The 25,479-nt window shown below is 45.9% G+C and carries 17 protein-coding genes, 18 tRNA genes, 2 rRNA genes and 1 other annotated feature; of the genes, 6 read left to right on the top strand and 31 right to left on the bottom strand.

Features of this window, described 5'->3' with window-relative positions; genetic code table 11:
* Positions 1–134: 134 nt before the first annotated feature.
* From nagZ to ypfJ, 10 genes are all read right to left on the bottom strand, one after another.
* On the bottom strand, positions 135–1,811 hold the full coding sequence (gene nagZ, locus PV403_RS18640; protein WP_442951778.1) for a beta-N-acetylhexosaminidase: 1,677 nt from the start codon (positions 1,809–1,811) through the stop codon (positions 135–137).
* 4 nt (positions 1,812–1,815) lie between these two features.
* A complete protein-coding gene (locus PV403_RS25330) occupies positions 1,816–1,917 on the bottom strand; it encodes a hypothetical protein (RefSeq protein WP_442951777.1) in 102 nt (33 codons plus the stop codon).
* 154 nt (positions 1,918–2,071) lie between these two features.
* The gene (locus PV403_RS18635; RefSeq protein ID WP_332085588.1) at positions 2,072–4,042 is read right to left on the bottom strand and encodes a methyl-accepting chemotaxis protein; all 1,971 of its coding nucleotides are present in this window, start codon (positions 4,040–4,042) and stop codon (positions 2,072–2,074) included.
* Between the two features lie 150 nt (positions 4,043–4,192).
* Positions 4,193–5,218: an aromatic ring-hydroxylating dioxygenase subunit alpha gene (locus PV403_RS18630; protein WP_332085587.1), complete on the bottom strand. Its 1,026-nt coding sequence runs from the start codon at positions 5,216–5,218 to the stop codon at positions 4,193–4,195.
* 78 nt (positions 5,219–5,296) lie between these two features.
* Complete coding sequence (locus PV403_RS18625; protein WP_332085586.1) at positions 5,297–6,334, bottom strand: BMP family protein; 1,038 nt, start codon at positions 6,332–6,334, stop codon at positions 5,297–5,299.
* Positions 6,335–6,362: 28 nt separating this feature from the next.
* Positions 6,363–7,880 carry an ABC transporter ATP-binding protein gene (locus tag PV403_RS18620; RefSeq protein WP_332085585.1) on the bottom strand — a complete coding sequence of 506 codons (1,518 nt, stop codon included), beginning with the start codon at positions 7,878–7,880 and terminating at the stop codon, positions 6,363–6,365.
* 34 nt (positions 7,881–7,914) lie between these two features.
* On the bottom strand, positions 7,915–8,853 hold the full coding sequence (locus PV403_RS18615) for an ABC transporter permease (protein WP_332085584.1): 939 nt from the start codon (positions 8,851–8,853) through the stop codon (positions 7,915–7,917).
* Positions 8,846–9,988 (bottom strand): ABC transporter permease, encoded by a 1,143-nt coding sequence (locus tag PV403_RS18610; RefSeq protein WP_332085583.1) that lies wholly within the window; start codon positions 9,986–9,988, stop codon positions 8,846–8,848. Before PV403_RS18610 ends, PV403_RS18615 begins: the two co-directional genes overlap by 8 nt.
* 30 nt (positions 9,989–10,018) lie before the next feature.
* Positions 10,019–11,404 carry an amidohydrolase family protein gene (locus tag PV403_RS18605; protein ID WP_332085582.1) on the bottom strand — a complete coding sequence of 462 codons (1,386 nt, stop codon included), beginning with the start codon at positions 11,402–11,404 and terminating at the stop codon, positions 10,019–10,021.
* 328 nt (positions 11,405–11,732) lie between these two features.
* On the bottom strand, positions 11,733–12,578 hold the full coding sequence (gene ypfJ / locus PV403_RS18600; RefSeq protein WP_332085581.1) for a KPN_02809 family neutral zinc metallopeptidase: 846 nt from the start codon (positions 12,576–12,578) through the stop codon (positions 11,733–11,735).
* 369 nt (positions 12,579–12,947) lie between these two features.
* Here ypfJ and PV403_RS18595 point away from each other — a divergent pair, with 369 nt between their 5' ends.
* The 3 genes from PV403_RS18595 to PV403_RS18585 all read left to right on the top strand — a co-directional run bounded on the left by PV403_RS18595 (position 12,948) and on the right by PV403_RS18585 (position 17,486).
* Entirely contained in the window at positions 12,948–14,633 is a 1,686-nt protein-coding gene (locus tag PV403_RS18595) for a PucR family transcriptional regulator (protein ID WP_332085580.1), read from the top strand.
* 144 nt (positions 14,634–14,777) lie between these two features.
* Positions 14,778–16,208, top strand: a complete 1,431-nt coding sequence (locus tag PV403_RS18590; protein ID WP_332085579.1) for a serine hydrolase — start codon at positions 14,778–14,780, stop codon at positions 16,206–16,208.
* 66 nt (positions 16,209–16,274) lie between these two features.
* A complete protein-coding gene (locus PV403_RS18585) occupies positions 16,275–17,486 on the top strand; it encodes an acyl-CoA dehydrogenase family protein (protein WP_332085578.1) in 1,212 nt (403 codons plus the stop codon).
* A gap of 178 nt (positions 17,487–17,664) precedes the next feature.
* Positions 17,665–17,971, bottom strand: a sequence feature (23S ribosomal RNA rRNA prediction is too short).
* Between the two features lie 755 nt (positions 17,972–18,726).
* Here PV403_RS18585 and PV403_RS18580 read toward each other — a convergent pair.
* A complete protein-coding gene (locus PV403_RS18580) occupies positions 18,727–19,506 on the bottom strand; it encodes an ABC transporter ATP-binding protein (protein ID WP_332085577.1) in 780 nt (259 codons plus the stop codon).
* 471 nt (positions 19,507–19,977) lie between these two features.
* Here PV403_RS18580 and PV403_RS18575 point away from each other — a divergent pair, with 471 nt between their 5' ends.
* The 3 genes from PV403_RS18575 to PV403_RS18565 all read left to right on the top strand — a co-directional run bounded on the left by PV403_RS18575 (position 19,978) and on the right by PV403_RS18565 (position 23,169).
* Positions 19,978–20,901, top strand: coding sequence for a TauD/TfdA dioxygenase family protein (locus tag PV403_RS18575; protein WP_332085576.1), 924 nt, complete (start codon positions 19,978–19,980; stop codon positions 20,899–20,901).
* 63 nt (positions 20,902–20,964) lie between these two features.
* Positions 20,965–21,990 carry an aliphatic sulfonate ABC transporter substrate-binding protein gene (locus tag PV403_RS18570; RefSeq protein WP_332085575.1) on the top strand — a complete coding sequence of 342 codons (1,026 nt, stop codon included), beginning with the start codon at positions 20,965–20,967 and terminating at the stop codon, positions 21,988–21,990.
* A 264-nt stretch (positions 21,991–22,254) separates the two neighbouring features.
* Positions 22,255–23,169, top strand: a complete 915-nt coding sequence (locus PV403_RS18565; protein ID WP_332085574.1) for a TauD/TfdA dioxygenase family protein — start codon at positions 22,255–22,257, stop codon at positions 23,167–23,169.
* Positions 23,170–23,241: 72 nt separating this feature from the next.
* Here the strand turns inward: PV403_RS18565 and PV403_RS18560 are convergent.
* The 20 genes from PV403_RS18560 to PV403_RS18465 all read right to left on the bottom strand — a co-directional run.
* A tRNA-Gly gene (locus PV403_RS18560) sits at positions 23,242–23,312 on the bottom strand.
* Positions 23,313–23,321: 9 nt separating this feature from the next.
* Positions 23,322–23,395: transfer RNA gene (locus PV403_RS18555), tRNA-Pro, on the bottom strand.
* 9 nt (positions 23,396–23,404) lie between these two features.
* Positions 23,405–23,481: transfer RNA gene (locus tag PV403_RS18550), tRNA-Arg, on the bottom strand.
* 9 nt (positions 23,482–23,490) lie between these two features.
* Positions 23,491–23,565: transfer RNA gene (locus PV403_RS18545), tRNA-Gly, on the bottom strand.
* Between the two features lie 8 nt (positions 23,566–23,573).
* Positions 23,574–23,660, bottom strand: a tRNA-Leu gene (locus tag PV403_RS18540).
* Between the two features lie 13 nt (positions 23,661–23,673).
* Positions 23,674–23,746: transfer RNA gene (locus tag PV403_RS18535), tRNA-Lys, on the bottom strand.
* 10 nt (positions 23,747–23,756) lie between these two features.
* Positions 23,757–23,831 (bottom strand) — tRNA-Gln (locus PV403_RS18530).
* Positions 23,832–23,851: 20 nt separating this feature from the next.
* A tRNA-His gene (locus PV403_RS18525) sits at positions 23,852–23,927 on the bottom strand.
* Between the two features lie 26 nt (positions 23,928–23,953).
* Positions 23,954–24,039: transfer RNA gene (locus PV403_RS18520), tRNA-Tyr, on the bottom strand.
* 10 nt (positions 24,040–24,049) lie between these two features.
* Positions 24,050–24,125: transfer RNA gene (locus PV403_RS18515), tRNA-Thr, on the bottom strand.
* 50 nt (positions 24,126–24,175) lie between these two features.
* A tRNA-Asp gene (locus tag PV403_RS18510) sits at positions 24,176–24,252 on the bottom strand.
* An 11-nt stretch (positions 24,253–24,263) separates the two neighbouring features.
* Positions 24,264–24,337 (bottom strand) — tRNA-Met (locus PV403_RS18505).
* Between the two features lie 9 nt (positions 24,338–24,346).
* Positions 24,347–24,422: transfer RNA gene (locus tag PV403_RS18500), tRNA-Val, on the bottom strand.
* An 8-nt stretch (positions 24,423–24,430) separates the two neighbouring features.
* Positions 24,431–24,502 (bottom strand) — tRNA-Glu (locus PV403_RS18495).
* A 32-nt stretch (positions 24,503–24,534) separates the two neighbouring features.
* A tRNA-Ser gene (locus PV403_RS18490) sits at positions 24,535–24,623 on the bottom strand.
* A 5-nt stretch (positions 24,624–24,628) separates the two neighbouring features.
* Positions 24,629–24,704 (bottom strand) — tRNA-Asn (locus PV403_RS18485).
* Positions 24,705–24,708: 4 nt separating this feature from the next.
* Positions 24,709–24,784 (bottom strand) — tRNA-Ala (locus tag PV403_RS18480).
* A 22-nt stretch (positions 24,785–24,806) separates the two neighbouring features.
* Positions 24,807–24,883, bottom strand: a tRNA-Ile gene (locus tag PV403_RS18475).
* A gap of 49 nt (positions 24,884–24,932) precedes the next feature.
* Positions 24,933–25,049, bottom strand: a 5S ribosomal RNA gene (rrf, locus tag PV403_RS18470).
* Positions 25,050–25,253: 204 nt separating this feature from the next.
* Positions 25,254–25,479, bottom strand: a 23S ribosomal RNA gene (locus PV403_RS18465); the annotation flags it as partial.

Here is a 25,479-nt window from a genome sequence, read left to right as displayed (position 1 = left end):
GATCTGACACAAAAAAAGCAAGGCCCTCTAACAGGACCTTGCTTAAAATACATATAGATCCGATTACTCACCAAAGGACGTGCCCGTCATCAGTCAGGCAGCAAGCTGCTCTATCTTTTGGTGAAATCCCGCGATCATACGTGGGCCGGATTCGATTTTTCTTCGTCTCCAAGGGAGACAGGCAGTGTTCCTTGAAAAGGAATTAACCCCAACAGCGCCTTAGCTATACTTTCCATTGTCAGCGGTCTGCTCTCATAAGCCGCTACGTAAACCTGCACTTCAGGGAAGCTAGCTAGATCATAAGGATTACGTGTAGCAACAACTGTAAGCGGTTTGCCCAGTGCATACAGCTGCTTCACAAGCCCTGACTGTTCTTCATAGAAATGGGCATTATACGTAGCGATAATGATCTGCTCTACCTCTGCTTGGCGAGCAGCTTCCAAAACATGAGTTGCTTCTTCCGCTACACCCGCTGCCGGGATGCTCATATGGACGACATCGAACCCTTGCTCTATTAACGCCGTTCCTAAACTACACGGGTCCTTGATAATTTCATCAGCGATGGTCATAGCCGACGAAGCAACTGTCACTACTAGCGTTCGTACCTTCTTTAAGGGCAGCATACCTGCCTCATCACGAACCAAGGTTATACTGCGTTCGCTAATTTTGCGAGCTAAATCTTGATGTTCTTGTACTCCAACCCTAGCGGGCAGCCCCTCCCCATCAATTACTGGTAGAGTTACTGTATGAGCAGGAAAATCACCTTGTTCGGTCATGATTCCGCGCTTAATTTTTAGATCAAGCAGACGGCGGACAGACTCGTTAATACGATCTTCGCTGATTCTTCCCTCTGCTACTGCTTTTTCAATAGCCTCATATGCTCCAGTCAGCAGATCATGAGTATGACTGATCAGGATGAGGTCTGCTCCTGCTTCAATCGCCATTACCGATGCTTCTACCGTTCCGTAGGTATCTACAATGGCGCTCATCTCCATGCAGTCCGTCATGATCACACCTTGGTAGCCAAGCTCCTGCCTTAATAGACCTGTAAGCACAGAAGAGGAAAGCGTAGCAGGTTTTCTATCAGACTCTAGCAGCGGAAAATAAATATGAGCAGACATGATGAAATCGACACCTTCATCTATCGCTTTGATAAATGGAACAAGCTCCACCTGGTTCATCCGTGTTAGATCATGGGGAACGACAGGCAGATCAAGATGGGAATCCGCAGCTGTATCCCCATGCCCAGGGAAATGTTTGGCTGCAGCCGATACCCCGGCATCTTGCAGTCCGCGTATTGAATTCGCACCATACTCAGCTACGACTTCAGGCGATTCACCGAAGGAACGAACCCCAATTACCGGATTTAGCGGATTATTGTTCACATCAAGCACGGGAGCAAAGTTGAGATTAATGCCAAGCGCCTGTAGTTCTTTCCCGCTGGCAAGTGCAGCCTCATACGCATCTTCTGTTGAACTCGCAGCAGCGATCGCCATATTTCCAGGAAATAAGGTGATTCCTTCAGCAATCCTCGCAACCATCCCGCCTTCCTGATCAATAGAAATGAAGTGTGGAAGCTGATTTGCGCTCTGTGCTACTTTTTGCAGCTCATAAGTCAGATTGGCAACCTGTCCTACATGCTGTACGTTTCTGGCAAAATAAATAATTCCACCAACCGGATTTGCCCGAAAGAAGTCGGCGAGTGGTTCTGTCAGCTCTCTGCCAGGCAGTCCGCATAACAGCATTTGTCCTATTTTCTCACGCAAACTCAGTTTTGAAAGTAACCTATCTACCTGCTCGTTTCGATCCATATCTTCATCTCCCATATAATAGATAAGGTGCGCGTCTTTGTTTCCATTGCCGTTCATCTTGATTCCATTTCTCCATGATTTGTAAGAGTCCTGCCTGAGTTGCCACTTTATTTCTGACTTCTGCTCCGCCAGTGAGTAAATCAATGAAATACCTGGTATCTCCTTGCTTCAGAGCAAGCAATTGAGCCTAGTACAATATGCAATAAGCACAAAAAGACGAATCCCTCTCTCCTATGAGGTGATTCGTCTCTTCTATTTTCTTATAATTTAAAACGTTCGATAATCTCCTTCATCTCATCAGCAATGCTTGATAATGCTGCAGCAGAAGAAGCGACCTCTTCCATAGCTGCAAGTTGCTCTTCTGAAGCAGCAGATCCTTCCTGTGCTCCAGCAGCGATCTCATCAGATATAGCAAGGGCAATTTCAAAGACTTCATTTACTTGATCCACAGCAGAATCCATCTGTTTAGATGCGATGGATACTGCCCCCATTTCCACTGCCACTTCCTGAATCGAGGATAATATAGATCTAAAATGCTCGCCGGCTTCATTAACTGCCGTAATTCCCTTACCAATCTCCTGCGAAGCAGAGGACATAGAAACAGACGCTTCCGTCGTACCACGCTCCATTTCATGCGTGAGTTGTGCTATGTCTGCTGCTGAGGCAGCGGACTGCTCCGCAAGCTCTTTTACCTCTTTAGCGACAACGGCAAAACCTCGACCATGCTCTCCTGCTCTTGATGCTTCTATGGAAGCATTTAAAGACAGGATGTTGGTCTGTTTCGCTATATTCGTGATGATTTCAACGATCTGACGAATTTCCATCGTTTTGCTGCCAAGCCCTTCAATTACTTCATTCAGGTTTGATGCAGACGTACCGATATGCTTCATTTGTACGCTTGCCTGCTCAATCTGCTCCATCCCTGCTTGAGATTCAGCTGATACTTGTTCGGTAGCGGAGGTGACGTCTTCTGCTTGAAGACTAATCTCCTTTATACCTGCTGACATTTCAGCAACTTGCTGCTTTGCTTCTCCAAGCACTTGATTGGAGTGCAAGATACCAACAGTCGTTTGCTGCATAATGCTCGCTACCTGCTCTGTGGCACTCGTCGTCTGCTCTGAGCTAGCTGCCAGCTCCTGAGAGGACGATGCTAGCTGCTGAGAAGTATCATTGACTTCACTCAGTACGGACCGCAGAGATTTAGTCATTTTATTAAATCCTTCTGCGAGCAGTCCATACTCATCCCGTTGTTTTACCGACAGGTCTATGGTCAGATCACCGCTTCCTACTGTTTTTGACGCGTGGACCAATCCTCTGATCGGCTTATATAGACTTCGAATAACAGGAATCATGATGAGAATTCCGACAATAGCGGAAAACAAAAGCACAATCCCTACGGTTTTTAACATAGGGATAGATACTTGCTCATATTCATCGAGATCAAATTCCGCTACGATTTTCCATCCTGTTAATGGCTGATTTATAAAATAACCACTTTTATTTTGACCTGATATAGAATAATTTAGCGTTCCTTCCTCGTTGCTTACAATCTGATCAGACAGAAGTTCAATTGCGCTCGAGCCTGCTCCAAAATGGGTATGAACCAGGTAGTTTCCCTTCTGATCAACAAGATAGATAACCCCTTTTTCTCCAATCTTCATTCCGTTTACTGTTGAGGTGAGTGAATTTAACCCCAGCTGAATACTAGCAACACCTTTGCCATCGGATAAACGTTTTGCCAAAGTTACCACCACATTACCTGTTGAAGCTGATTTATAGGGCACACTTATGACTGAATCGCTCGTTCCCAAAGCTTCTTTATACCAATCTTTCTCTTTTACTACCTCATCGTTGCTGAGAGATGGTGATTTCATTTGTTTTCCCGTTGCATTCGATACAATAAGTATAGATTCAATCTGCGGATTGCTGTCTCTCATGTTGTCTACCAGTTGCTGTACAGCTGGATTTCTATTCGCAATCTGGGCTGAACTCGTTTGCATGGAGATCAAGTTAAGATTTGCTTTTTGATTCTCTAACAATGAATCAATCTGCTTGCTGACGAGCAGCAAAGATTGTTTCCCTGTCTCCAAATCCGCTTGGCGGATCTCCTGATCTGCTGTTCGAAATGAAAATACAGCGGTAACGATACTTGGGATGAACAAGAAGAGGACAAAGATAGTAATCAGTTTCACTCTTATTGACATCAAGCTTTTCTTTGGTTTTCCACTCAAAAAAAACGACCCCCTTCTGCCTGATAGTAATTACAATGAAATGAGTTCAGATGGTTTATCTGACCGAACATTACAAAAGTAACTTATATATCGGCATATCGGAGGTTTTATTTTATGATGGATATCACTAACCGTATTCAACAGGAAGTCTTACGTTGTTCCAATTCTGACACCCATCTGGGTAATCCAGCGGCGGTAAGCTACAGACAAGAGATCTGCTTTGTGATTCAACTCTGCTTGTAAGTCAAGGGGCAGCAGTTCTGGCTTTTGTGTCTCTATGATCCACTTGTCTTGTTCAAATACCGTATCTTGAAAATCAATAAACTGCTGATCATCTACATCATGTGCATAGTTTCTCGATACCGGCATATAGACAATACACTCTTGCTCTGAAACAGGGAGAACCGTCAGCATAATCCAAAGCGTTTGGCCCGTGGCTTGATCTCGCTTAGATAGGCGAGCAGCGAGCGGACGAAACACTTCTTTTACATAAACATAAGTTGTACCTTCTTCATGTTCAGACCCCGAATGAGCGACAGGCTGAAAAATAGGAACGTCTCCGGTGTACACCCGATTCTCCTCTTTGAATACCTGGAAATCGGGGAGCTCCGAATAATCGGGATGCCCTAAAAGTCCTCCATGCACGTACATGAGGTGAGCAAAATCAGTGAAATTCTCAATCACCCGTGTTCCAGCTGCTTTTACATGATAAGGCCCGCAAACAAGCGGACGATAGTCCGGGTTTTCAAATTCAGCAAAGTCCGGCAGTTCAGCACGCGGCTCTCCAATACATACCCACACAATGCCGAACTTCTCCTGGCAATGATATTTTGTCGCTTTTGCACGCGGAGGAATGCGGTCATCCTTCCCTTGAGCCGGGATGCATACACACTTGCCGTCAGCGTTATATTGCCATCCGTGATAAGGACAAACCAGGTTCTCATTTTTATCAACCCAGCCCTTAGATAACATCGCACCTCGGTGGACACACAAATCGCGAAGCGCATGAACTCCTTTGCTTGAACGGTAAACCGCAACTCGTTCTTCTAGAACGATCGCGGAGATCGGTTTATCTGTTAGTTCATGAGATGCACATACAGGGTGCCACTCATTTTCAAGTACGGAGTCCTGCAAATGGGATCCACCCATTGGTGCATTCACTTTTTGATCCATCATGTCAAACCCCTCCGATTATATGGATTAACTAACCTTGAGCCTGCATCTGATTGTAAATTCGTCACCATTATTTAAAGTTTACTCATTATTCACTGAGATCTCACCGCTTGAAAGTGCTTCAATGGTCTGCTCAATCTTATCTTTAATCTCTTGCGAAACTTTGCTTTCAAACCCGTGGTAAGGACTTAAGTAAACGGCACCTTCCTGTACCCCAAGCGACAGCGGCTCCGGCTTCATCGTTCCATCCATTATCGACTTCACTGTAACTGTCATCGCCTTCGGGTAATCTTGAATGACACTCGTAACCACCGTATCGGGTGCGCTCGGATTCTGATCCTGATTGGAACCCACCGCAAGTACCCCCTCCTGCTTAGCCGCTTCTATGCCGCCCATTCCTGCCTGATTTGCGTTGGTCATTACAACATCGGCACCTTTTTCAATGAGGGAAATGGCCGTTTCCTTTGCTTTGGCAATATCGTCACTGGAACCCGTCATGGTCGTTAGAACGTTGATTCCCTCCACGGCTGCTTTAGCACCTTCCTCGAATCCTTTGACAGAATTCGTAATCGGGGGAATCTCCATTCCACCGATGGCAGCTACCGTTCCGGACTCGGACATCAAGGCCGCTACTGTTCCCATCAAATATCCCTGTTCCCGGTTATTAATACTAATAGAAGCTACGTTCGGACTTTGACTAACACTCGCACTGGTGACAAGAAACCAGGTATTCGGGAACTCTTTGGCAATCGACATCATCGGTTCAGCAAATTCAAATCCATGACCAATCACTACATTGAAACCATCCATTGCATATCCACGGATGAATTCAGCCATATCGGACTGCGTTACTTTTTCGGAATATTGAACCTCCACACCTAGCTCCTTCTCAATCTGTTGAAGTCCGCCATAAGCCACAGAATTCCAGCCGCTGTCATTGACTGGTCCTGGTGTAAGCAGGGCCACCTTCATTTCTTTATCGGAGGATACAGTTGAAGCTGTATCGGACTCTTTCTTCTCACTAACGCCGCCCGCAGCAGACGAACTGCAACCGCTCAGACAAAGCGCACATAGAACCAGAAATGACAACAGCATGTGAACCATTTTTCTATTCCTCATACGAATGGTTTCCCCCTTGATTACTGATTTAAGATATCCCTATCCCTGCCATACATTGTCCGATCCGCTTCCGGGTCGCCTCCTCTCGACTGACGATTTCTACAATCCGGCCTTTATAAAGAACCGCAATCCGATCAGATAAAGCCATCACTTCTTCAAGTTCTGTTGAGATGAGCAGAATGCCAAGTCCACGTTCCCGTTCACTGAGCATCCTTTGGTGTACATATCCTGCTGCGCCTACATCCATTCCTCGGGTGGGCTGCATCGCAATCAATATCTGCGGATCAAGCATCAATTCTCTTGCAAGAATAACCTTCTGCTGGTTTCCACCCGAGAGCTGTCCTGCACTGTTCTCTGCCGAGGGTGTACGAATATCAAATTCAATAACTGCTTTTGTAGCTGCTTCGAGAATGGTTCTTCGTATTAATGTTCCATAACGACTAAACAGTGCTGTTTTGTATTGCTTTGCGATTAGATTTTCGCCAATACTCATCGGCAGCATGAGCCCTTCGCGATGTCGATCTTCAGGAATGTAACCTACACCTTGCTCCGTCATATAACGTGGATGCAGCTGGCGAATAGTCTTTCCGTAGAGCTGTATTTCCCCACTTGCCAGAGATCTCAGACCCATGAGTGCTTCACTTAATTCACGTTGTCCATTACCATCAACTCCAGCGATTCCCACGATTTCTCCTTCTTCTAGATAAAAATTAATGTCGGAAAGAAGATGAATACTTTTATCGCGAACGGACAGATTACGGACTTCAAGGAGTCGCCCTCTTTTCCTGCTGTAAGGCCGAATAGTTAGCGGCGCTATGTCTCTGCCTACCATAAGTCTTGCTAGTTCTGCCGGATTCGTATCACTCATGCGAGCTGAACCTACCATTTTACCCGCCCTAAGAACGGTAACTCGATCACAGATCGCCTTTGCTTCCTGCAGTTTATGGCTGATGAATACAATCGTTTTCCCTTGTTCTCTTAAATGTCGAAGCACAAGAAACAAATCTTCCACTTCTGGAGGGGTCAGCACCGCTGTTGGTTCGTCCATAATAATGAACTCTGCCCCGCGATAAAGTGTCTTTATGATTTCTACACGCTGCTGCTGCCCAATGGACAGCGCACTTACCTTCTTACTTGGGTCCACATCTAGACCAAAGGTTTCCGAGATCCGCTCAATATCCCTGCAAACTTTACGAAAATGAAACCAAGGACTTCGTCCTTCCTTACGTCCTAGCATTACATTCTCTGCTACGGTAAGTGCAGGAATCAGCATAAAATGCTGATGTACCATCCCAATGCCGACCTCCATCGCCTTTCTTGGCGAACGAAACTGAATGGGCTTTCCTTTGTACCACAGCTCTCCTTCATCCGGTGTCAGAAGTCCGGAAAGCATGTTCATAAGTGTACTTTTCCCTGCACCATTCTCGCCCAAAATCCCGTGTATCTCTCCCTGCCGAATATTGATATCCAGATGGTCACTCGCTACAAAAGATCCAAATCGTTTGACAAGTCCTTTCGTTTGGATAATCCAATTAGAACAATTCATTATCCGATCAACCACCTTCCGAAATAATCACTACTTAAGCATGACGATTGGCAGCACTCTTATATGGTTTGCCTGTTGCTGCAGGTTGTTTCGCATTCCCGGAAAACCATGCGAGGGCAACCATAGTAAGAATGTAGGGAAACATCAGCATGAATTGATATGGAATTTCGATACCAAACGATTGGAAACGTAGTTGCAGGGCATCTGCACTTCCAAAAAGCAGGGATGTAAACAAAGTTCCTGATGGCGTCCATCTGCCAAAGATCACCGCGGAAAGCGCTATGAATCCTCTGCCGGCGACCATATTTTCCGTGAATTGATTGAGGATACCGAGAGATAACGCACACCCTGCAAGACCCGCAAACATTCCGCCAATCAGACAGCAGGTGTACCGAACCCGATGAACTCTCACCCCCAGCGTATCGGTAGCCAGTGGATTTTCACCTACTGCCCGAACGGTAAGCCCCCATTTGGTTTTGTATAGAAGGATGCTTGTGATCGGAACGAGCAGAAAGGCGAGGTATGCAAGCAAGTTTTGCTCAAATAATGCGGGTCCAACCCAAGGCAATTGCTGTAGAAAAGGAAGCGAGGGAGCGGGTATCGCATCTACTCTAATTGCTTCCGTACCCATTCCAAGCAAGCTTCTACCGAATACGGTGGTAAGTCCAAGACCTAGCAGGTTGAGAGCAGTTCCAATAATGACCTGATCCGCTCCTGTCGTTACGGTTAGAAAGGCAAACACAAGTCCGGCAATTCCGCAAACAATAATGCTGGTAGCAAGTCCTGCCCAGACACTCCCGCCATAATAGGCACCAAGCACACCAGATAGCGCTCCGATTAATATCATTCCTTCCATACCGATGTTGAGGATCCCGCTTCGAGACATAAACAGAACACCAAGCGCTGCGAGCAGCAAAGGAATAGATAACCTGATCGCGGATGCTGCATAACTAACCCATAGTTCTTCAGCCATTTTTACTGTCACCCGCCTTAGATAGAGAAACGGTTCGTATCTTATTCTCTGTTTCTGTCTCAATTCTCGTAATCATCCATTTGATCATCCGGTCTTTATATCCGCCAAACCAGTAACGATTACATACGACGATGATGATCATAAGAGCCTGTATTACTAGAATGAGCGAGGTTGATGCTCCAGTTACCCGCTGCATGCTGTTAGCCCCGCTTTTCATTCCGCCAAAGAGAAGAGCAGATACAACATTGCCAAGCGGGTGTGTATTACCCAGAAGAGCTACAGCAATGCCTTCATAACCATATCCCGGCGAAAAATTCTGCATCAGTCGGTGCGTTACGCCTGCTAGTTCAACGTAACCACCGAGTCCAGCGAGACCGCCGCTTACCAGCATCACCATTACCATATTTCGTTTAACAGGCATCCCCATCACGCCCGCCGCCTGAATGTTCAGTCCGGCCGATCGTATCTCATAGCCCCACGTTGTTTTATGAAGCAGCCAGTAGATGAGCATTGCTGCAAGAAGAGCTACAAAGAAACCATAATGAAGTCTAGATCCAAATAAGGTAGGAAGAATAGCACCATCCGGAAGTGCCGAGGATTGAGGAAGGCTTGTGCCCGGATCTTTAAGGGGACCCGTTACCATATAACTGACAAGATAGATGGCAACGTAATTAAGCATAATCGTATTAATAATCTCACTGGAACCGCGGCGGACTTTGAGTAACCCGGCAATCCCGCCCCATATTCCCCCACCCATCACTCCAAACAGCAGACACAGCGGCAGATGGAATAGGAGTGGCATTCCTGCCGGGAGTAGTAAAGCCGCCATTGCCCCGGTAAGTGCCCCTGCGTAAATCTGCCCCTCGGCACCGATATTAAACAGTCCGCTTCGGTAAGCAAAGCTATAGCTAAGTCCTGCAAAAAGAAGCGGTGTGGATTTAACCAGTGTTTCTTTTATACTGTTCATACTGCCTGCAGCACCATTCCAGATGAGCCCGTAAGCTTCCAGCGGTGACACTCCAACGGCAGCCATGATCAGTGCTCCTGCACATAAAGACATGACAATGGCAAAGCCGTAAAATAAACATTCAACTGCCCATCTGGCTCCCCTACTCATCCACGGCCTGTGCCTCATTCGTCTCCCCCCTTATCTTCTGATAAGTCATTACTCCCGAATGCCGTATACCGGATACTCTTTTGCAAGTTGATCACGAAGCCTATCGACTCTCGCTTGCGCTCGTTTGATTATTTCCTCTTCATCTACAAATGTGCATCGCCCTTGATCAACTACGATCTGCCCGTTCACGAGCACCGTATGAACATCATTGCCGTTCGCATTGTACACTAGCGCAGAAGAAACTCGGTGAACTGGTGCAATGTGTGCTTTCTGCATATCTATAATAACGATGTCAGCCTTCTTCCCAGATTCAAGAGTCCCGAGATCTTGCTCTCTTCCCATCGCTTTTGCTCCGCCTCGTGTAGCCATCTCCAGGATTTTCATTGCAGGCAGTAGAGTAGAATCCAGATGATGAACTTTATGAAGACAAGCCGTGAATTTCAACACTTCCAGATTATCCTGACAATTGTTACTGCCTGGCCCATCCGTTCCAAGTGCCACGTTGATACCTGCGCTCAGCATCTCAGGAACTCTGGCAACACCCGAAGCAAGATACATATTCGATACAGGGCAGTGGATTACTGAGGCATGATATTTGGCAAGAAGCTCAAGTTCACCGTCATCAAGCCATATTCCATGAACCACCTGAGTTTTGGGGCCTAGCATTCCTACCGCTTCCACAAGTTCCAAATTGCGAAGACCAAAGCGAGCCAGGGTGTTCTCAATCTGATCACTTGTTTCTGCTACATGAATATGAGTAATGAGATTGCGGTCTTGACTGAACCGGGCTGCCCTTTCAAGAAAAGGTCTTGAACATCCATATAGATTTAATGGCCCCATCGCAATCTCAATTCTTCCCGATCCGTTTCCTTGCCAGCGATCCAGAAGAGAGTCGGTTCTAGCAAAAATCTGTTCCTCCTCTTCTCTCAGCTTCGGCTCATAGCTTAGATCAACGCCGCCGCGGGCAAGATGTCCTCGAATTCCTGTTTCGAGCATCGCTCGAAGGACCCCTTCCGTGTTCTCTTCATAGGTGTGTACATAATGGTGATCCATAATATAGGTGGCGCCTGATTTCAAGTTTTCGATGCAACCAATCAGGGCTGCTAAGTAGAAATCCTCAGCTTCCATCGCGATCGAACCCGGCCAGATCACCTGGCGAAGCCAATCTGATAAGCTGTAATCGTCCGATACACCCCGCAGAAAAGTCTGAAACAGATGAGTGTGCCCATTAATAAGTCCTGGGATGATGGCTTTACCTCCTGCATCGATTTGACGCTCCGTCTGAAGCAAATGGCGCCCCTCTTCCTCATTCACCGGCCATGGACCAACCTCAACAATCTGATCATGCTTTATGTATAAGTATCCCGGTGTATAGACCTCATTTTGTTCATTCATCGTAAGAACGGTTCCGTTATATATTAGCAAGGTGCTCATCTCATCACGCCCTAACTTAATGTTAGTATTTATTACATTGAATTGAATGTCTTCATCATAAAGGATGGATTAATGCCCTGTCATTGGCTATAGTACACTAAAATATTTTTGTGTCCTGGTGATTATAACCAACATAATCCTATTATATAACATATAACTGACATAAAAGTAGGTGGAAATCGAGCGATATACAATGGGGATGTCAGATTCACTTGTCATTTAGTCGCAGAATACTACACAAAGAACCCCTATCCTTTTTAGAAGGATGGGGGCTGTCACCGAGAAGGTCCTTGCAAATGTAGAGAACCTTCTCTTTATTGTCCTATACTTATAAAATCTTCGCGTTAAACGTGTCTCCGCCTTGCAGCGTACCATTCTCAAAGCCTTGGTAGAACCAGCGCTTCCGCTGCTCAGATGTGCCGTGTGTAAAACTCTCTGGTACTACGTAGCCTTGAGCTTTCTTCTGGATCGTATCATCCCCTACGGCGCTTGCCGCCGTTAAAGCTTCTTCCAAATCGCCTTCCTCAAGCAGGTTCATACCCTGCGCATGATTCGCCCACACACCGGCTAAATAATCGGCTTGGAGCTCAAATCGAACTTGATACTTGTTATATTCCTGTGTGCTTAGCTGCTCCCGGTATTGTGCCAGCTTGTCCGATGTGCCTAACAGTGTCTGTACATGGTGACCTACCTCGTGCGCGATCACATAGGCCATTGCGAAGTCACCAGGCGCCTGAAATTCTTGGCGCAACTCGTCGTAGAAGCTTAGGTCAATATACAATTTTTGATCACCTGGACAGTAGAACGGCCCTACCGATGAGCCCGCTGTTCCGCAGGCCGACTGGACGCTTCCTGTATAGAGAACAAGAGTCGGATTCTCATACGTCTTTCCTTCTTTTTTAAAAACCTCAGTCCACACATCCTCTGTATCGGCCAGAACAACAGATACGAACTCAGCTAGTTCCTTCTCTTCTTCTGTTTCCGTGTAGGATGTTCCCGTGTCTGATCCTCCGCCCGCAAGACCACTCAGTAAATCAGCAGCATTTCCACCGCCGAGTAGTGTAACGATCAGCAGGATAACGACACCTCCAATACCACCGCCGATCAGTCCCGCCCCTTTCCGTCCTCTCCGGTCCTCTACATTAGAGCTTGCCCTTCTCCCTTTCCACTGCATAATGTTCCCTCCTTGGTCTATTCGATTATGAAAATTCTATACTCATCATGTGATATGTATATCGCTTCTAATAGGATTTACCCTAAAAAGGCCCAGTTATCTCAGCTAGTGACAAGACAAATAGTCTCTTGGATATGTTCATAAAAAAAATAGCTTCTATCCACTTCTGAAGAAAAGCTAGTTATCACTGTTCTATATGTAAAGATTCTTTACATGAAATAAGTTAATCTCACTACAAAGGGTTGTTTATTACCTATTCATTAGCTATAGTATTCTAAAATAACTCAATTTCAGGTTATTATGACTAATAATATTCATTTACATAACATATAACTTACATTCTAGCAGATGAAAAGGGAGGGTTCTATTGTGAAGATATCAGATTTACTTGATGTTCCTATGCTCGCGGGGTCTCGCGTTGCTGCGGGTCATGAAGGATTACATCGTCTCGTCCATTCGGTAAACATGATGGATTCGCCCGATTTTTATGACTATCTGAAGCCAAGGGAACTTCTGCTAACAACAGGTTACGCCATTAAAGATAACCCAGAGATATTGACTGAACTGGTCATTCGCATGGCTGAACTCGGTTGTGCAGGCTTAGGAATTAAGACAAAGCGCTATTTAGATGCAATTCCTGACCTTGCGATTGAAGCAGCAAATCGGCTTCAGTTTCCTCTGCTCGAGCTTTCACCTGACTGTTTTCTTTCCGAAGCACTGCACCAGCTGCTGGGACGAATTATGGAATCTCACGCCGATGAAATGCGTTATGCGCTGGACAGCCACCGTTATTTTTCAGAAATTCTCCTGGAGGGAAAAAGTTTGCAAACTATTTTAGAAGAGTTGTCTCGGCTCTTAAATTATCCTGTTATGCTAGTAGGACGCGACTTCATTCCATTTGCTACTTCCTCTCAGTTCAGAAGCCCTACTCATTCAAAAGTTCTTCCTTATATGGAAGCATGGCTCGCACCCCTTCTTGCTACGAACCCGGATTCAAGTACTCTGTTGCCTTCGGAGGGAAAGCCTGTCCCCTATTCCAGCATGCTGCATTACCCTATACAAACGGATAGTCCGCAAGGTTACCTTATCTCTTTTACGAATGACTCCTCCCCCCATCCGCTCCATCTTTTAACACTGGAACAAGCAGCAAATGTGATAAGCTTTGAACTGCTCAAAAGGCAGGCTGTAAAGGAACGCTCGCGGCGCTACAAAAATGATTTTTTTGGCGATCTTGTCGATGGTCTTGTTTCAGATAAGCAGGACCTTATACACCGTGGACGAAGGTATGGTCTCCATGATGATTGTTCCTATTTCTGTGTTGTCATCAAAAAAGATCTACCGATAACTCCCTCGCACTCCTTCGCTTCCGAAATCGATCGTAGCAACGCTAGACATGCTGCTCCAAGCAGCAAAGAAGATCTTTATGAATTAGTTAAACGAGAGGCTGCCAAATGGGACACTCCATTTATTTTATTTGCTAAAAATGATGCCCTTGTGATGTTCATTCCTGCTGATGCTAACTCAAGTTCGCTACCGCCCGAGAACCATACCTCCTCAGAAAGCTTCATTGCTACCCATTTTCAGAACATCATTCACCATCTATGGACAAAATATCATCTTTCGCTTTCCAGTGGAATTAGCAACCTTGCCGACCAAATTTCCAAACTGCCGCAGGCCTATCAGGAGGCGCTTGATGCTATTAACTCTGGTGTAGTCGCAGGGCAGCAACGTTTCGTACAGTTCTATCACGTCAAAGAATTATCCGACCTGCTTCGCATGATTCCGCAGGAAGATTTAGAGGAATTTATTCGTGATACCTTTTCACACTTACTTTCTTCAGAGGAAAAAGAACAAACGGAACTGCTTAAGACACTTCGTATTTTTTACGATAATCATTGCCACATTGCTGATACGGCAAAGCAGTTATACCTCCATCGCAATACCGTTATCTATCGTCTGGACAAATGTGAACAGCTCACCGGCCGTTCTCTCCGAGCTCCAGCTAACAGCTTGCGCTTCCGTGCGGCTTTTCTTATGAGAGATATATTAAAATAAACATCCAGTATATGGGTTGTTTACCACTCTTACTTTCGTTAGAATAAATACCAGTATCTTCATATGAACTCTCCATCATTTCATTTGATTAGAAGAAAAGTTACAGATTCGGACTACATTCCTGACAGGAGGATTTATTACTTCATGACTTTTACTAAACAACCATCAAAAACAACGCAAAAACTGCTCACCGTACTCTTAGCTGCCGGTCTCGTTCTCACCCCAGCTGGAGCTTTTACTGAAACCACATATGCTGCTTCAGCTATGGTAACGAAACCTGCAAATATTGAAGTGGATTCACAAACAGTTACTTGGGAGTTCCCTCCTTTTGTGCAGAATGGAACGACCTTCGCCCCGCTTAGACAAGCGGCAGCAGCCCTCAAAGGAAAAGTAAAATGGAACCAAAACACACAAACGGTGCAAATCGAGAATCACGGGGAGCTCATCTCTCATAAGGCAGGAACCAACATCATTACGATAAATGACGTCACGCTTACCTTACCTGCGAATTCCAAAAATATGTCCGGAACGCTGATGATCCCGCTACGCTCTCTATCTGATGCCATGAAATCAACGCTTCAGCTAACAAATACAGCTACACACATGAACATCGTACTGAAGTCGGATCAAGTCACGAAAATAAATAAAGAGTCAGCATCCATTGACTCCTATTTGCAAACATCTGGGTTCTCCGGCATTGCACTTGTCGCCAAGGATGGAGAAGTTACCCTTCGCAAGGGATATGGCCTATCTAAAGAAAACCTACTAGTACGGCCGGATCAAAAATCACGAATTGCTTCTATTACCAAAGGATTTACATCAGCTGCCATCATGCAGCAAGTAGAAGCCGGCAAACTTTCGCTAACAGACAAGTTATCCAAATACGTGACCGGTGTTGATCGCGGAGATGAAATTACACTGCATATGTTGCTGTCTCATACATCCGGACTTCCTTCCAATTTCACAAGAGAAGAAGGCATAACGCTAGAGGATACTTTAAATGAAATACGCACCAAAAAGCTGATGGCTGAACCTGGAGCAGAGTATCGCTACAGCAATAATGGCTACATTTTATTAGCCCATATCCTCGAGAAAGTAACCGGTGAAGAATATGGTTCTTACTTAGAGAAACATCTATTTACTCCGCTTGGAATGAAGGATACAGGTACGGCTTCAAAATCGACCAACACGATTAAGGGATTCGTGGATCAGAGTGGAAAATGGGTCACAGCAGATTATTACGTCTCCCAGTCTGGAACGGGTACGCTCTATTCCACTGTGGATGATCTTCTAAAATGGGACCAAGCACTCAAGGACGGAAAAGTAGTCAGCGAAGAATCTCTTAAGAACATGTTCACTCCGTATTCCGAGAAGAATTACGGATATGGCTGGATGATCAGCGAAACTTCCAAAGGTCTTAACGTCTTCCATAACGGTTCAGGGACGGGTTATTCTACAGGCATTATGCGTGATCTAGGTAACGGAACGACAATCATTCTGCTTGGCAATCATGCCAGCATGGATACGATCAAGATGATGAATGAGATTCGTAAACAGGTAACCGAAGCAAGATAGACAAAAAAAGGACTGCTGATACTACCAAGCACTCACACTACCATCTATTTAAAGGGAGGCTTACCGTTGTCACTATTTGAGAACTCCTTTATCAGAACGAAGAATGAGCAGGATACGCTGATCCATATCCGCACGGTTGCTAACCGGCACATCGATGGGGCAAGACTTGCTGATGAGAAGAATGAGCTCAACTCCGCTCTGATCTCTGATCTGCTTACAGAAGGGTACCACACCTATTCTGTCCCGAACGAATATGGGGGTGCTCAGATTTCCCTCCCCCTTTTCCTTATGTGTCAAGAGCAGATTGCTATGGTTGACGGGCCTGCTGCACTTGCCATCGGCTGGCATCACATCACGATGTTTAACCTTGCTTTTCATCGGCACTGGAATGAATCTGTCTTTCAGTCCTTGTGTAAGGATGTGATAAAGAAACAAGCACTAATCAATGCAGCCGACTCGGAGTCCGCAACAGGCAGCCCTTCTCGTGGAGGAAAACCGCAGACGAAAGTACGTAGGGACAGCCATGGATATATCCTGAGCGGCCGAAAAACGTTCACTTCCTTATCTACTGCGCTTAGTTATTTTATCGTCTCTGCGACGGATGAGGACACGGGTGAGATCTCAGAGTATTTGATTCATAAAGATATGCCTGGGGTTTTTATTGAACCTACATGGAATATGGCAGGTATGAGGGGAACAGCAAGTCATGATCTGGTTCTTCAGGAAGTGCTGCTTCCTGAAGATGCACTTGTCTTCCATCGTCCTTCGAGACCTACAGGTATACCCAATGTGTATTTACTTAACATTCCTGCTGTATATCTTGGGATTGCACAGGCAGCACGTAATGAAGCTGTTCAGTTTGCTGCGAGCTATCAGCCCAACAGCCTAACGCATCCTATTTTAGAACTCCCTCATATTCAGCAAAAACTAGGTCAGATTGAACTTGAACTGACCACAGCAAGACATCTATTATACAGCGTTGCAGAACGTGTAGAGCGCCTGGGTCCTTCCCCTGCAAAAGATCGTTTGCAACAGATTGCACCCGATCTTGGAGCAGCTAAAGTGGTTGCCATTCAGACGGCACTCTCTGTTGTAGATATAGCGATGCGCATCACTGGAGTTCATAGCCTTTCTATGAATAGTCCTTTGCAGCGCTATTACCGGGATGTTCGGTTTGGGCTTCACAATCCGCCGATGGATGACGTAGTTCTCGGACAACTTGCAAAGCGGTTCATTGCCGAACATTCTGCTGAATATTCATCTAAGAGTGAAGCGTAGTTCAGCTTCTTAAAGCAACCTAGTAGACAATAGTCTACCTGCAAAAAACCTCCCATAATCCATAGTGGATCGGGAGGCTTTTTTTTATTATTCAGATTACACTTTAACTAACAATTCGCATTTACTTCGTATCTATCTTGTATCTATCTCGTATCTATCTCGTATCGTATTTAACACGTCTTTTTTACGTATCTTTAAGCTCATCTTCCCTTGATTATGGGTTTCCCTTGTGCCTTTACACTCTGCGAATGATTTCCAACCATTCTGAGGGAACCTTTGGGCACCTCCGTTACTCTTTAGGAGGCGACCGCCCCAGTCAACCTGCCCACCTGACAATGTCCTCGTGGCTTTTGTTCCTATCCCTTATAGCTGTCCTGCCAACGAAGTAATCGATGCTCTAAAATCCGCACAACGGAATCCGATAATTTACCCACAAGAGCGAAAATGGTAATCCCCACAAACATCACATCCGTTTGCATAAAAGACCGTGCTTCTTGAATCATATAGCCCACTCCTGTATCGGCCCCCAGTAACTCAGCAACGACAAGGCAAAGCCATGCGATACTTAGCGATAACCGAATTCCAAGCAAGATATTAGGCAGTGCAGCAGGAATGACCAGTTTCACAACTTGTGAGAAACGGCTGAACTCCATGACACGGGCGACATCGAATAATTCTGAGTCCACATTACGAACGCCAAGGAAAGTGTTCACATAGAGCGGGAAGAAAGCACCCATCGAAATCAGCAATACTTTAGATAGTTCGCCAAAACCAAACCACATAATGAATAAGGGAGTAATCGCAAGCAGTGGGATCGTTCGAATCATTTGAACGGTTGGATTCAGCACTTCTTCAACCGGTCTGTACATGCCGACAAGCATTCCGAGTATTAACCCGCTGCTTGCTCCAAATAAAAATCCAAGCGAAGCCCTCACTACACTAATCCGCAGATGATGCGTTAATTCCCCAGAGCTTGTTAGATAAAAATACTGTTTTACAATCAGCCAGGGCGATGAGAACATCTGCTGGGAGATGACGCCCGTTCCGCTAAGAATTTGCCAAAGTGCAAGAATACCTATAGGAAGCAGTGCTCCTCGTAAAAAGAGTCTCCACTTTCCTCCCATTCCTTTTCGAGTTTGCCTCTTGCTTATTTGTACAGACGGATTTTTTCGTATTGTCAGTGGTAAAGCCATCTTCACTTCGCCCCTTTATATCTTAAATTTGTATTGCTAACGCCTGCTTAGATACTATAAGCTTCCTGTTCCTCCCGATGATCAAGCTCTTCCAGTACATTCGTACGCAGTTCTGTAAAAGCACGGCTTGTTCTTTTGCGTGGATAAGGCAGGTCAATCGGGACAATCGATTTTATTCGCCCTGGGCGCCGGTCCATCACAACAACACGTGTTGATAAAAACACAGCTTCATCAATGTCATGCGTGACGAGAACCATTGCTGTCTTATTTGTTTGCCATATATCCAGCAGCGCCTCTTGCATATGCCCCCTAGTGAAAGCATCGAGCGCTCCAAATGGCTCATCTAACAGCAGTACTTCAGGTTCACGAAGAAGTGCTCTTGCGATAGCTACCCGCTGAGACATCCCGCCTGATAACTGCCGTGGATAGGATTTTTCAAAACCATTCAATTTAACCAGCTCAATCAGCCGCTGTACATCATTCCTTACATCCGGATTTTTGAGAGACAGATCAGCTGCGATATTCTTCTCTACATTCAGCCAAGGGAATAATCTCGGTTCTTGAAAAATAAATCCCTTCTCTTGAGAAGGACGCTCCACCCTTTTCCCCTTGAGCAGTACCTCCCCTTCATAATCCCGATCAAGCCCTGCTATAATTTTAAGCAAGGTACTTTTCCCGCATCCACTAGGTCCGATGACCGTAGTAAAGTCTCCTTCCTTCACAGACAAATCTATGGAATCCAGTACATGGGTATCGCCTTGCTCGCTTCGGAACGTTTTACTAACCTCATTAATCTCTAATATGTTGCGTAGTTCCTCATTTAACATCAACAGTCCCTCCGATTCATTATCATTGTTCTTGATTTGCCGTACTGAACTTCTGACCATAAAAAAAGAGATCCGACAGCACCTGATGTGCTTGCCGAATCTCTGGTGGTTCCAGTCAATTCGTTGGCCCCAAAACTTTGGGTCACCGTATAGGATTTGGCTCATCTTATCAAGGGAAAAGAATCTTGTCAATACCCGATTATCTTAGTATGAATTAGTTTTATTAATAGTATATACAAAGAATGGAGTTACATTATTTTCTATATAAATAAAAATAAGGGTTGACAAGATGATTTGCAGACTGATAAGATTTGGTCCATCAAAGCAACGCTATCTAGCTGAATCTACTGGACGACCAGAGATTTGGAGATCAAAGAACCTCTTTGTGATCTCTCAAATCCTGTCGTCCTTTTTTTTCGGCTAAATACTACTAAACAGGTGTGAATACATTGTAAAAGGAGGCTAGACATCATGAATCAAACTGCCTATTTATCTCGTAGTTATGTGCCAAGCAGAGAACTCAAAGCAGGTGCCAGGCAATTACATCGCTTAGCGGAGGGAAGTCAACCAGAGCAGCCATACACTTTGTTTACGCTCAAACCCCTAGGTCCCCTGCTGGGTGCGGAAATTGAAGGTGTCAATTTGGCAGTTCCCCTCAGCTCAGAATTAAAAACAGAGCTCCATCGTGCCTTTCTCGAATGGAAAGTTCTCTTCTTCCGTAATCAAGATATCACCAGTGAACAGCAAGTTGCTTTTGCCAAAGAGTGGGGTGAACTCGAAAAACACCCTTTCTTGCCTCAAGGAAATGCAGAGGAGATTACCCGTTTTGAGAAAAATGCCAATATGACTGGTAACGAAAATATTTGGCATACGGATGTATCCTGGCGTCAAGAGCCTGCTCTTGGATCCGTCCTCCGCCTTTCTGAAGTTCCGGCTCTAGGTGGGGATACATTATGGTGCGACATGGGAGCAGCCTACGATAATCTGCTAGACGAGATCAAAGAACGCATTGATGGTCTAACCGCTATACACGATTTCACCTCTACTTTTGGTCGCTTTCTATCGCCTGATGTACTCAAAGCAAAGCAAGCCGAATTCCCGCCCGCAGAACACCCTATCGTACGTACACATCCCGAGACAGGGAGAAAAACATTATTCGTAAATGCCATCTTTACGATCCGTATTGTTGGACTTGAAGAAGAGCAGAGCGAGCAACTTCTCAATTACCTGTTCAGCCAGGCTCATATTCCCGAATATCAGATCCGCTTCCGCTGGGAGCCTAATTCAGTAGCCTTCTGGGATAACAGAGCGACCCAGCATTATGCTATATCCGATTATTTTCCTAACCGCCGGGTAGCAGAGCGAGTATCGATAGCGGGAGATCGTCCTTTTTAGATCTTACGCAACCTTGCTGCAGCATTTCCGCTTTACCACAAACTTTGGATGGGAGATGAAAAAATGAAACGTCGTTCAAGCAATAAATCCAAAATGGTGACACTCGTAACCGTTCTACTCATGGTGCTTACCGCTTGCAGTAATGAGAATGGAGCTTCCCCATCCATTAGTGGTGGATCTGCAGAAGCTGCTGCTGGAAGTAAATCAGCCGAAGTAACTGTTCATATTGCTCGCCTTGGAGGAATCAGTCCTCTTCTGATTGCAGAGGAAAAAGGATGGATTGATGAGGCCTTCGCAGAGAAAGGCGCCAAAGTGGAGTGGAGTAATTTCACGAGCGGTCCTCCTATACTGGAAGCCCTTGTATCTAATCGGATAGATCTCTCTTCCATGGGTGACGGAGCAGTGATCACAGGCTTGGCCAATCAGTTACCTTTTGAAATTATCGGACTGTTAGGTGATGGAAAAGATCTAAATACGGTGATTGTTCCTGTGAATAGCACGATCTCCTCTGTTGCTGATTTAAAAGGAAAAACGATTGGTGTTGCCAAAGGGACGACAAGCCACGTGTACTTAATCAAAATATTGCAGTCCATCGGTCTATCCCAGGATGATGTTAAACAGATCAATCTGCAAGCAGATGATGCTTTAGCTGCTTTTGAGACAGGACAACTGGATGCCTGGATAACCCTTGATCCTTATGTAACCTTAAGTGTTGAGCAAAAAAAGGCGAAAATCATTGAAGTGGAGGGCGAATTCCTCGCTCCTTTATCCATGATCGCTAGAACTGGTTTTGTTAAAGAACATCCAGAACTCGTCACAGAATATCTAAAAGTGTACCAAAAGACACTCGACTGGCAGCGCGATAACCTCGACGAAGCGGCTGCTCTTTATGAGAAACATTCTAAAATGCCTGCTTCTGTCATCAAGACGGTGCTAGAGCGAAGTGCCAATCAACTCTCCGTCTATACGCCTGAGGCTCTACAAGCCCATGAGGCATCCTCGGAAATACTGCTAAACAATAAATTTTTGAAAAAGAAGCCTGACTTTGCAAAAGCAATTAACAATACGTTTGTTGAAGAACTGAATTAAATGAACTGCTACCCCCAATTGCTTTTAGTCCGAATGATTAGAGTATAAAAGGCACAAGAGTACTTACAGTTACAGTGCCTCTCTATCTGGTATTAACGCAGGTAAATTAGTACAGGTTCCGTTATCTGTATACTCTCCATAATATTCTGCCTTCCGTGTTCCTATTGTTTCTCTTAATTTGCGCCCATTACTTTTTTGTGTAAATTATTGATCGATTATCTACCAATATGGCGGGAGACCGCCTACCCAAGGAGGAAATTATTCATGAATAATGTTACTCATAACCAGGTAGTTCAGCTTGAAATCGTACCGGTAGCCGGAAGAATTGGAGCGGAAGTGAGAGGTATTGATTTAGCTGAGGATCTCTTCCCTGCGGTCGTTGAATCCATTCAAGAAGCTCTGCTCAAGTATAAAGTCCTCTTCTTCCGGGATCAACATCAACTAGATGATGAGGGTCAAGAGCGCTTTGCCAAACTTTTAGGAGAACTTTATGCACATCCGACTGTGCCCGTAAAAGATGGAACCCGAGCTGTACTTGAGCTTGATTCTGCCCACGGAGGCCGTGCTAACGCTTGGCACACCGATGTTACCTTTGTTGAAGCTTATCCCAAAGCATCCATTCTGCGCTCAGTGGTGATTCCTCCTGCTGGAGGGGACACCGTATGGGCCAACACGGCAGCGGCCTATGAAGATCTATCTCCTGAATTAAAAGAGCTCGCAGGCAGCCTTCGGGCAATCCACTCCAATGCTTTTGATTATGTAGCCCCTCCCCAACAAGGAGTCGCAAGAGAGCAGACGCAGCGAAAGAACAATGTTTTTGCCTCAACGGTATATCAAACAGAGCATCCGGTGGTAAGAGTTCATCCCGAAACAGGGGAACGTCACTTACTATTAGGGCAATTTGTAAGAAGGATATCGGGGCTCAGAACCGCAGATTCGGATCGAATCATTAATATTTTACAAGAGCACGTTACCAGACTTGAAAATACAGTTCGCTGGCGCTGGGCTGTAGGCGATGTGGTAGTTTGGGATAACCGAGCAACACAACATTATGCAATTAATGACTATGGCGATGAACACCGTGTAGTACGCCGTGTTACCATTGCTGGCGACATTCCGATTGGTATCGATGGCCGTAAAAGTATAACGCTCCAGCCAAAAAAAGAACAGGCCGATTAATACACTACCTATCCCTGTTCCATATCGTAATATTAAAAAACCCCTTCGCGAAAGCGAAGGGGTTTACTGTGAAGCGGGTGATGGGAATCGAACCCACGCTATCAGCTTGGAAGGCTGAAGTTCTACCATTGAACTACACCCGCGTATAAATATCGGGATGACACGATTTGAACATGCGACCCCCTGGTCCCAAACCAGGTGCTCTACCAAGCTGAGCTACATCCCGTTATTTAAATGGCGCGCCCTGAGAGATTCGAACTCCCGGCCTTTTGATTCGTAGTCAAACGCTCTATCCAGCTGAGCTAAGGGCGCAAATATAATTGGAGCGGACGACGGGAATCGAACCCGCGACCCTCGCCTTGGCAAGGCGATGCTCTACCGCTGAGCCACGTCCGCGAAATATATGGTGCGGTCGAGAGGACTCGAACCTCCACGGGGGTTAGCCCACACGGACCTGAACCGTGCGCGTCTGCCAATTCCGCCACGACCGCATATATATAAAAGTGAGCCATGAAGGGCTCGAACCTTCGACACCCTGATTAAAAGTCAGGTGCTCTACCAACTGAGCTAATGGCTCGTACTAAAGATGGCTGGGGATATAGGATTTGAACCTATGCATGACGGAGTCAAAGTCCGTTGCCTTACCGCTTGGCTAATCCCCAACAGTGATAAGGTTTAAAAATGGGGCGATCGATGGGACTTGAACCCACGAATGCCGGAGCCACAGACCGGTGCGTTAACCCCTTCGCCACGACCGCCATAACAAAATACTTAAAAATAAATCTGGTGGAGGATGATGGATTCGAACCACCGAACCCGTAAGGGAGCAGATTTACAGTCTGATGCGTTTGGCCACTTCGCTAATCCTCCATAATGAAACTGGTGCCGGCGAGAGGACTTGAACCCCCAACCTACTGATTACAAGTCAGTTGCTCTACCAGTTGAGCTACACCGGCTAAATGATTACGATATACCATACTCCATTTTACTGGAGTTAAGATAAAAGTGGCGGAACTGACGGGATTCGAACCCGCGATCTCCTGCGTGACAGGCAGGCATGTTAGGCCTCTACACCACAGTTCCAAGTATTACAATTGCGGGGGCAGGATTTGAACCTGCGACCTTCGGGTTATGAGCCCGACGAGCTACCGAGCTGCTCCACCCCGCGATATTTATATGGTGGAGATTGAGGGGATCGAACCCCCGACCCTCTGCTTGTAAGGCAGATGCTCTCCCAGCTGAGCTAAATCTCCATATAAAGTGACCCGTAGGGGATTCGAACCCCTGTTACCTCCGTGAAAGGGAGGTGTCTTAACCCCTTGACCAACGGGCCTTACTGTATTAAATATTCTAAAAAGTTCGCAACGGAGAAAGAGGGATTCGAACCCTCGAGACGCTTGTGACGCCTACACGATTTCCAATCGTGCTCCTTCGGCCAGCTCGGACACTTCTCCAAAAGTGGCTCCCCGAACAGGGCTCGAACCTGTGACAACTCGATTAACAGTCGAGTGCTCTACCAACTGAGCTATCAGGGAATATTGGTGGAGCCAAGCGGGATCGAACCGCTGACCTCCTGCGTGCAAGGCAGGCGCTCTCCCAGCTGAGCTATGGCCCCATAATGGGATTATGAAGTTAAATGGTGGGCCCTAGTGGACTCGAACCACCGACCTCACCCTTATCAGGGGTGCGCTCTAACCAGCTGAGCTAAGGGCCCTTATCGTTAATTAAACGATTAGGCGAAAAAATAACCCATAAGGGTATTCGCTTGGCGGCGTCCTACTCTCCCAGGACCCTGCGGTCCAAGTACCATCGGCGCTGGAGGGCTTAACGGTCGTGTTCGGGATGGGTACGTGTGGAACCCCTCCGCTATCGCCACCAAACAGGATTTTCTTAGCTTACGCTTCTCGAAAATCTTCGAAAAATCTATACACTCTTCGCGTTTGCTTGGGTTCAACACCGAAGTGTGAATCAAGAAACAAGCGTTTAGTTTTCCTCAAGGATTTGCTCCCTGAAAACTAGAACGAAACAATCTTTGCGATTTATATAGCTTATGCTTCCGAAGTAGCTTTCCTTCAGAAAGCTTGTAGGATAAGCCCTCGACCGATTAGTACTGGTCAGCTCCATGCATTGCTGCACTTCCACCCCCAGCCTATCTACCTCGTCGTCTTCAAGGGGTCTTACTCATTGGGAAATCTCATCTTGAGGTGGGCTTCGCGCTTAGATGCTTTCAGCGCTTATCCCTTCCATACATAGCTACCCAGCGATGCTCCTGGCGGAACAACTGGTACACCAGCGGTATGTCCATCCCGG

This window comes from Paenibacillus sp. GYB006, from assembly GCF_036577645.1.
Taxonomy (GTDB): domain Bacteria; phylum Bacillota; class Bacilli; order Paenibacillales; family Paenibacillaceae; genus Paenibacillus.
This window is presented reverse-complemented; position numbering and strand designations above follow the sequence as displayed.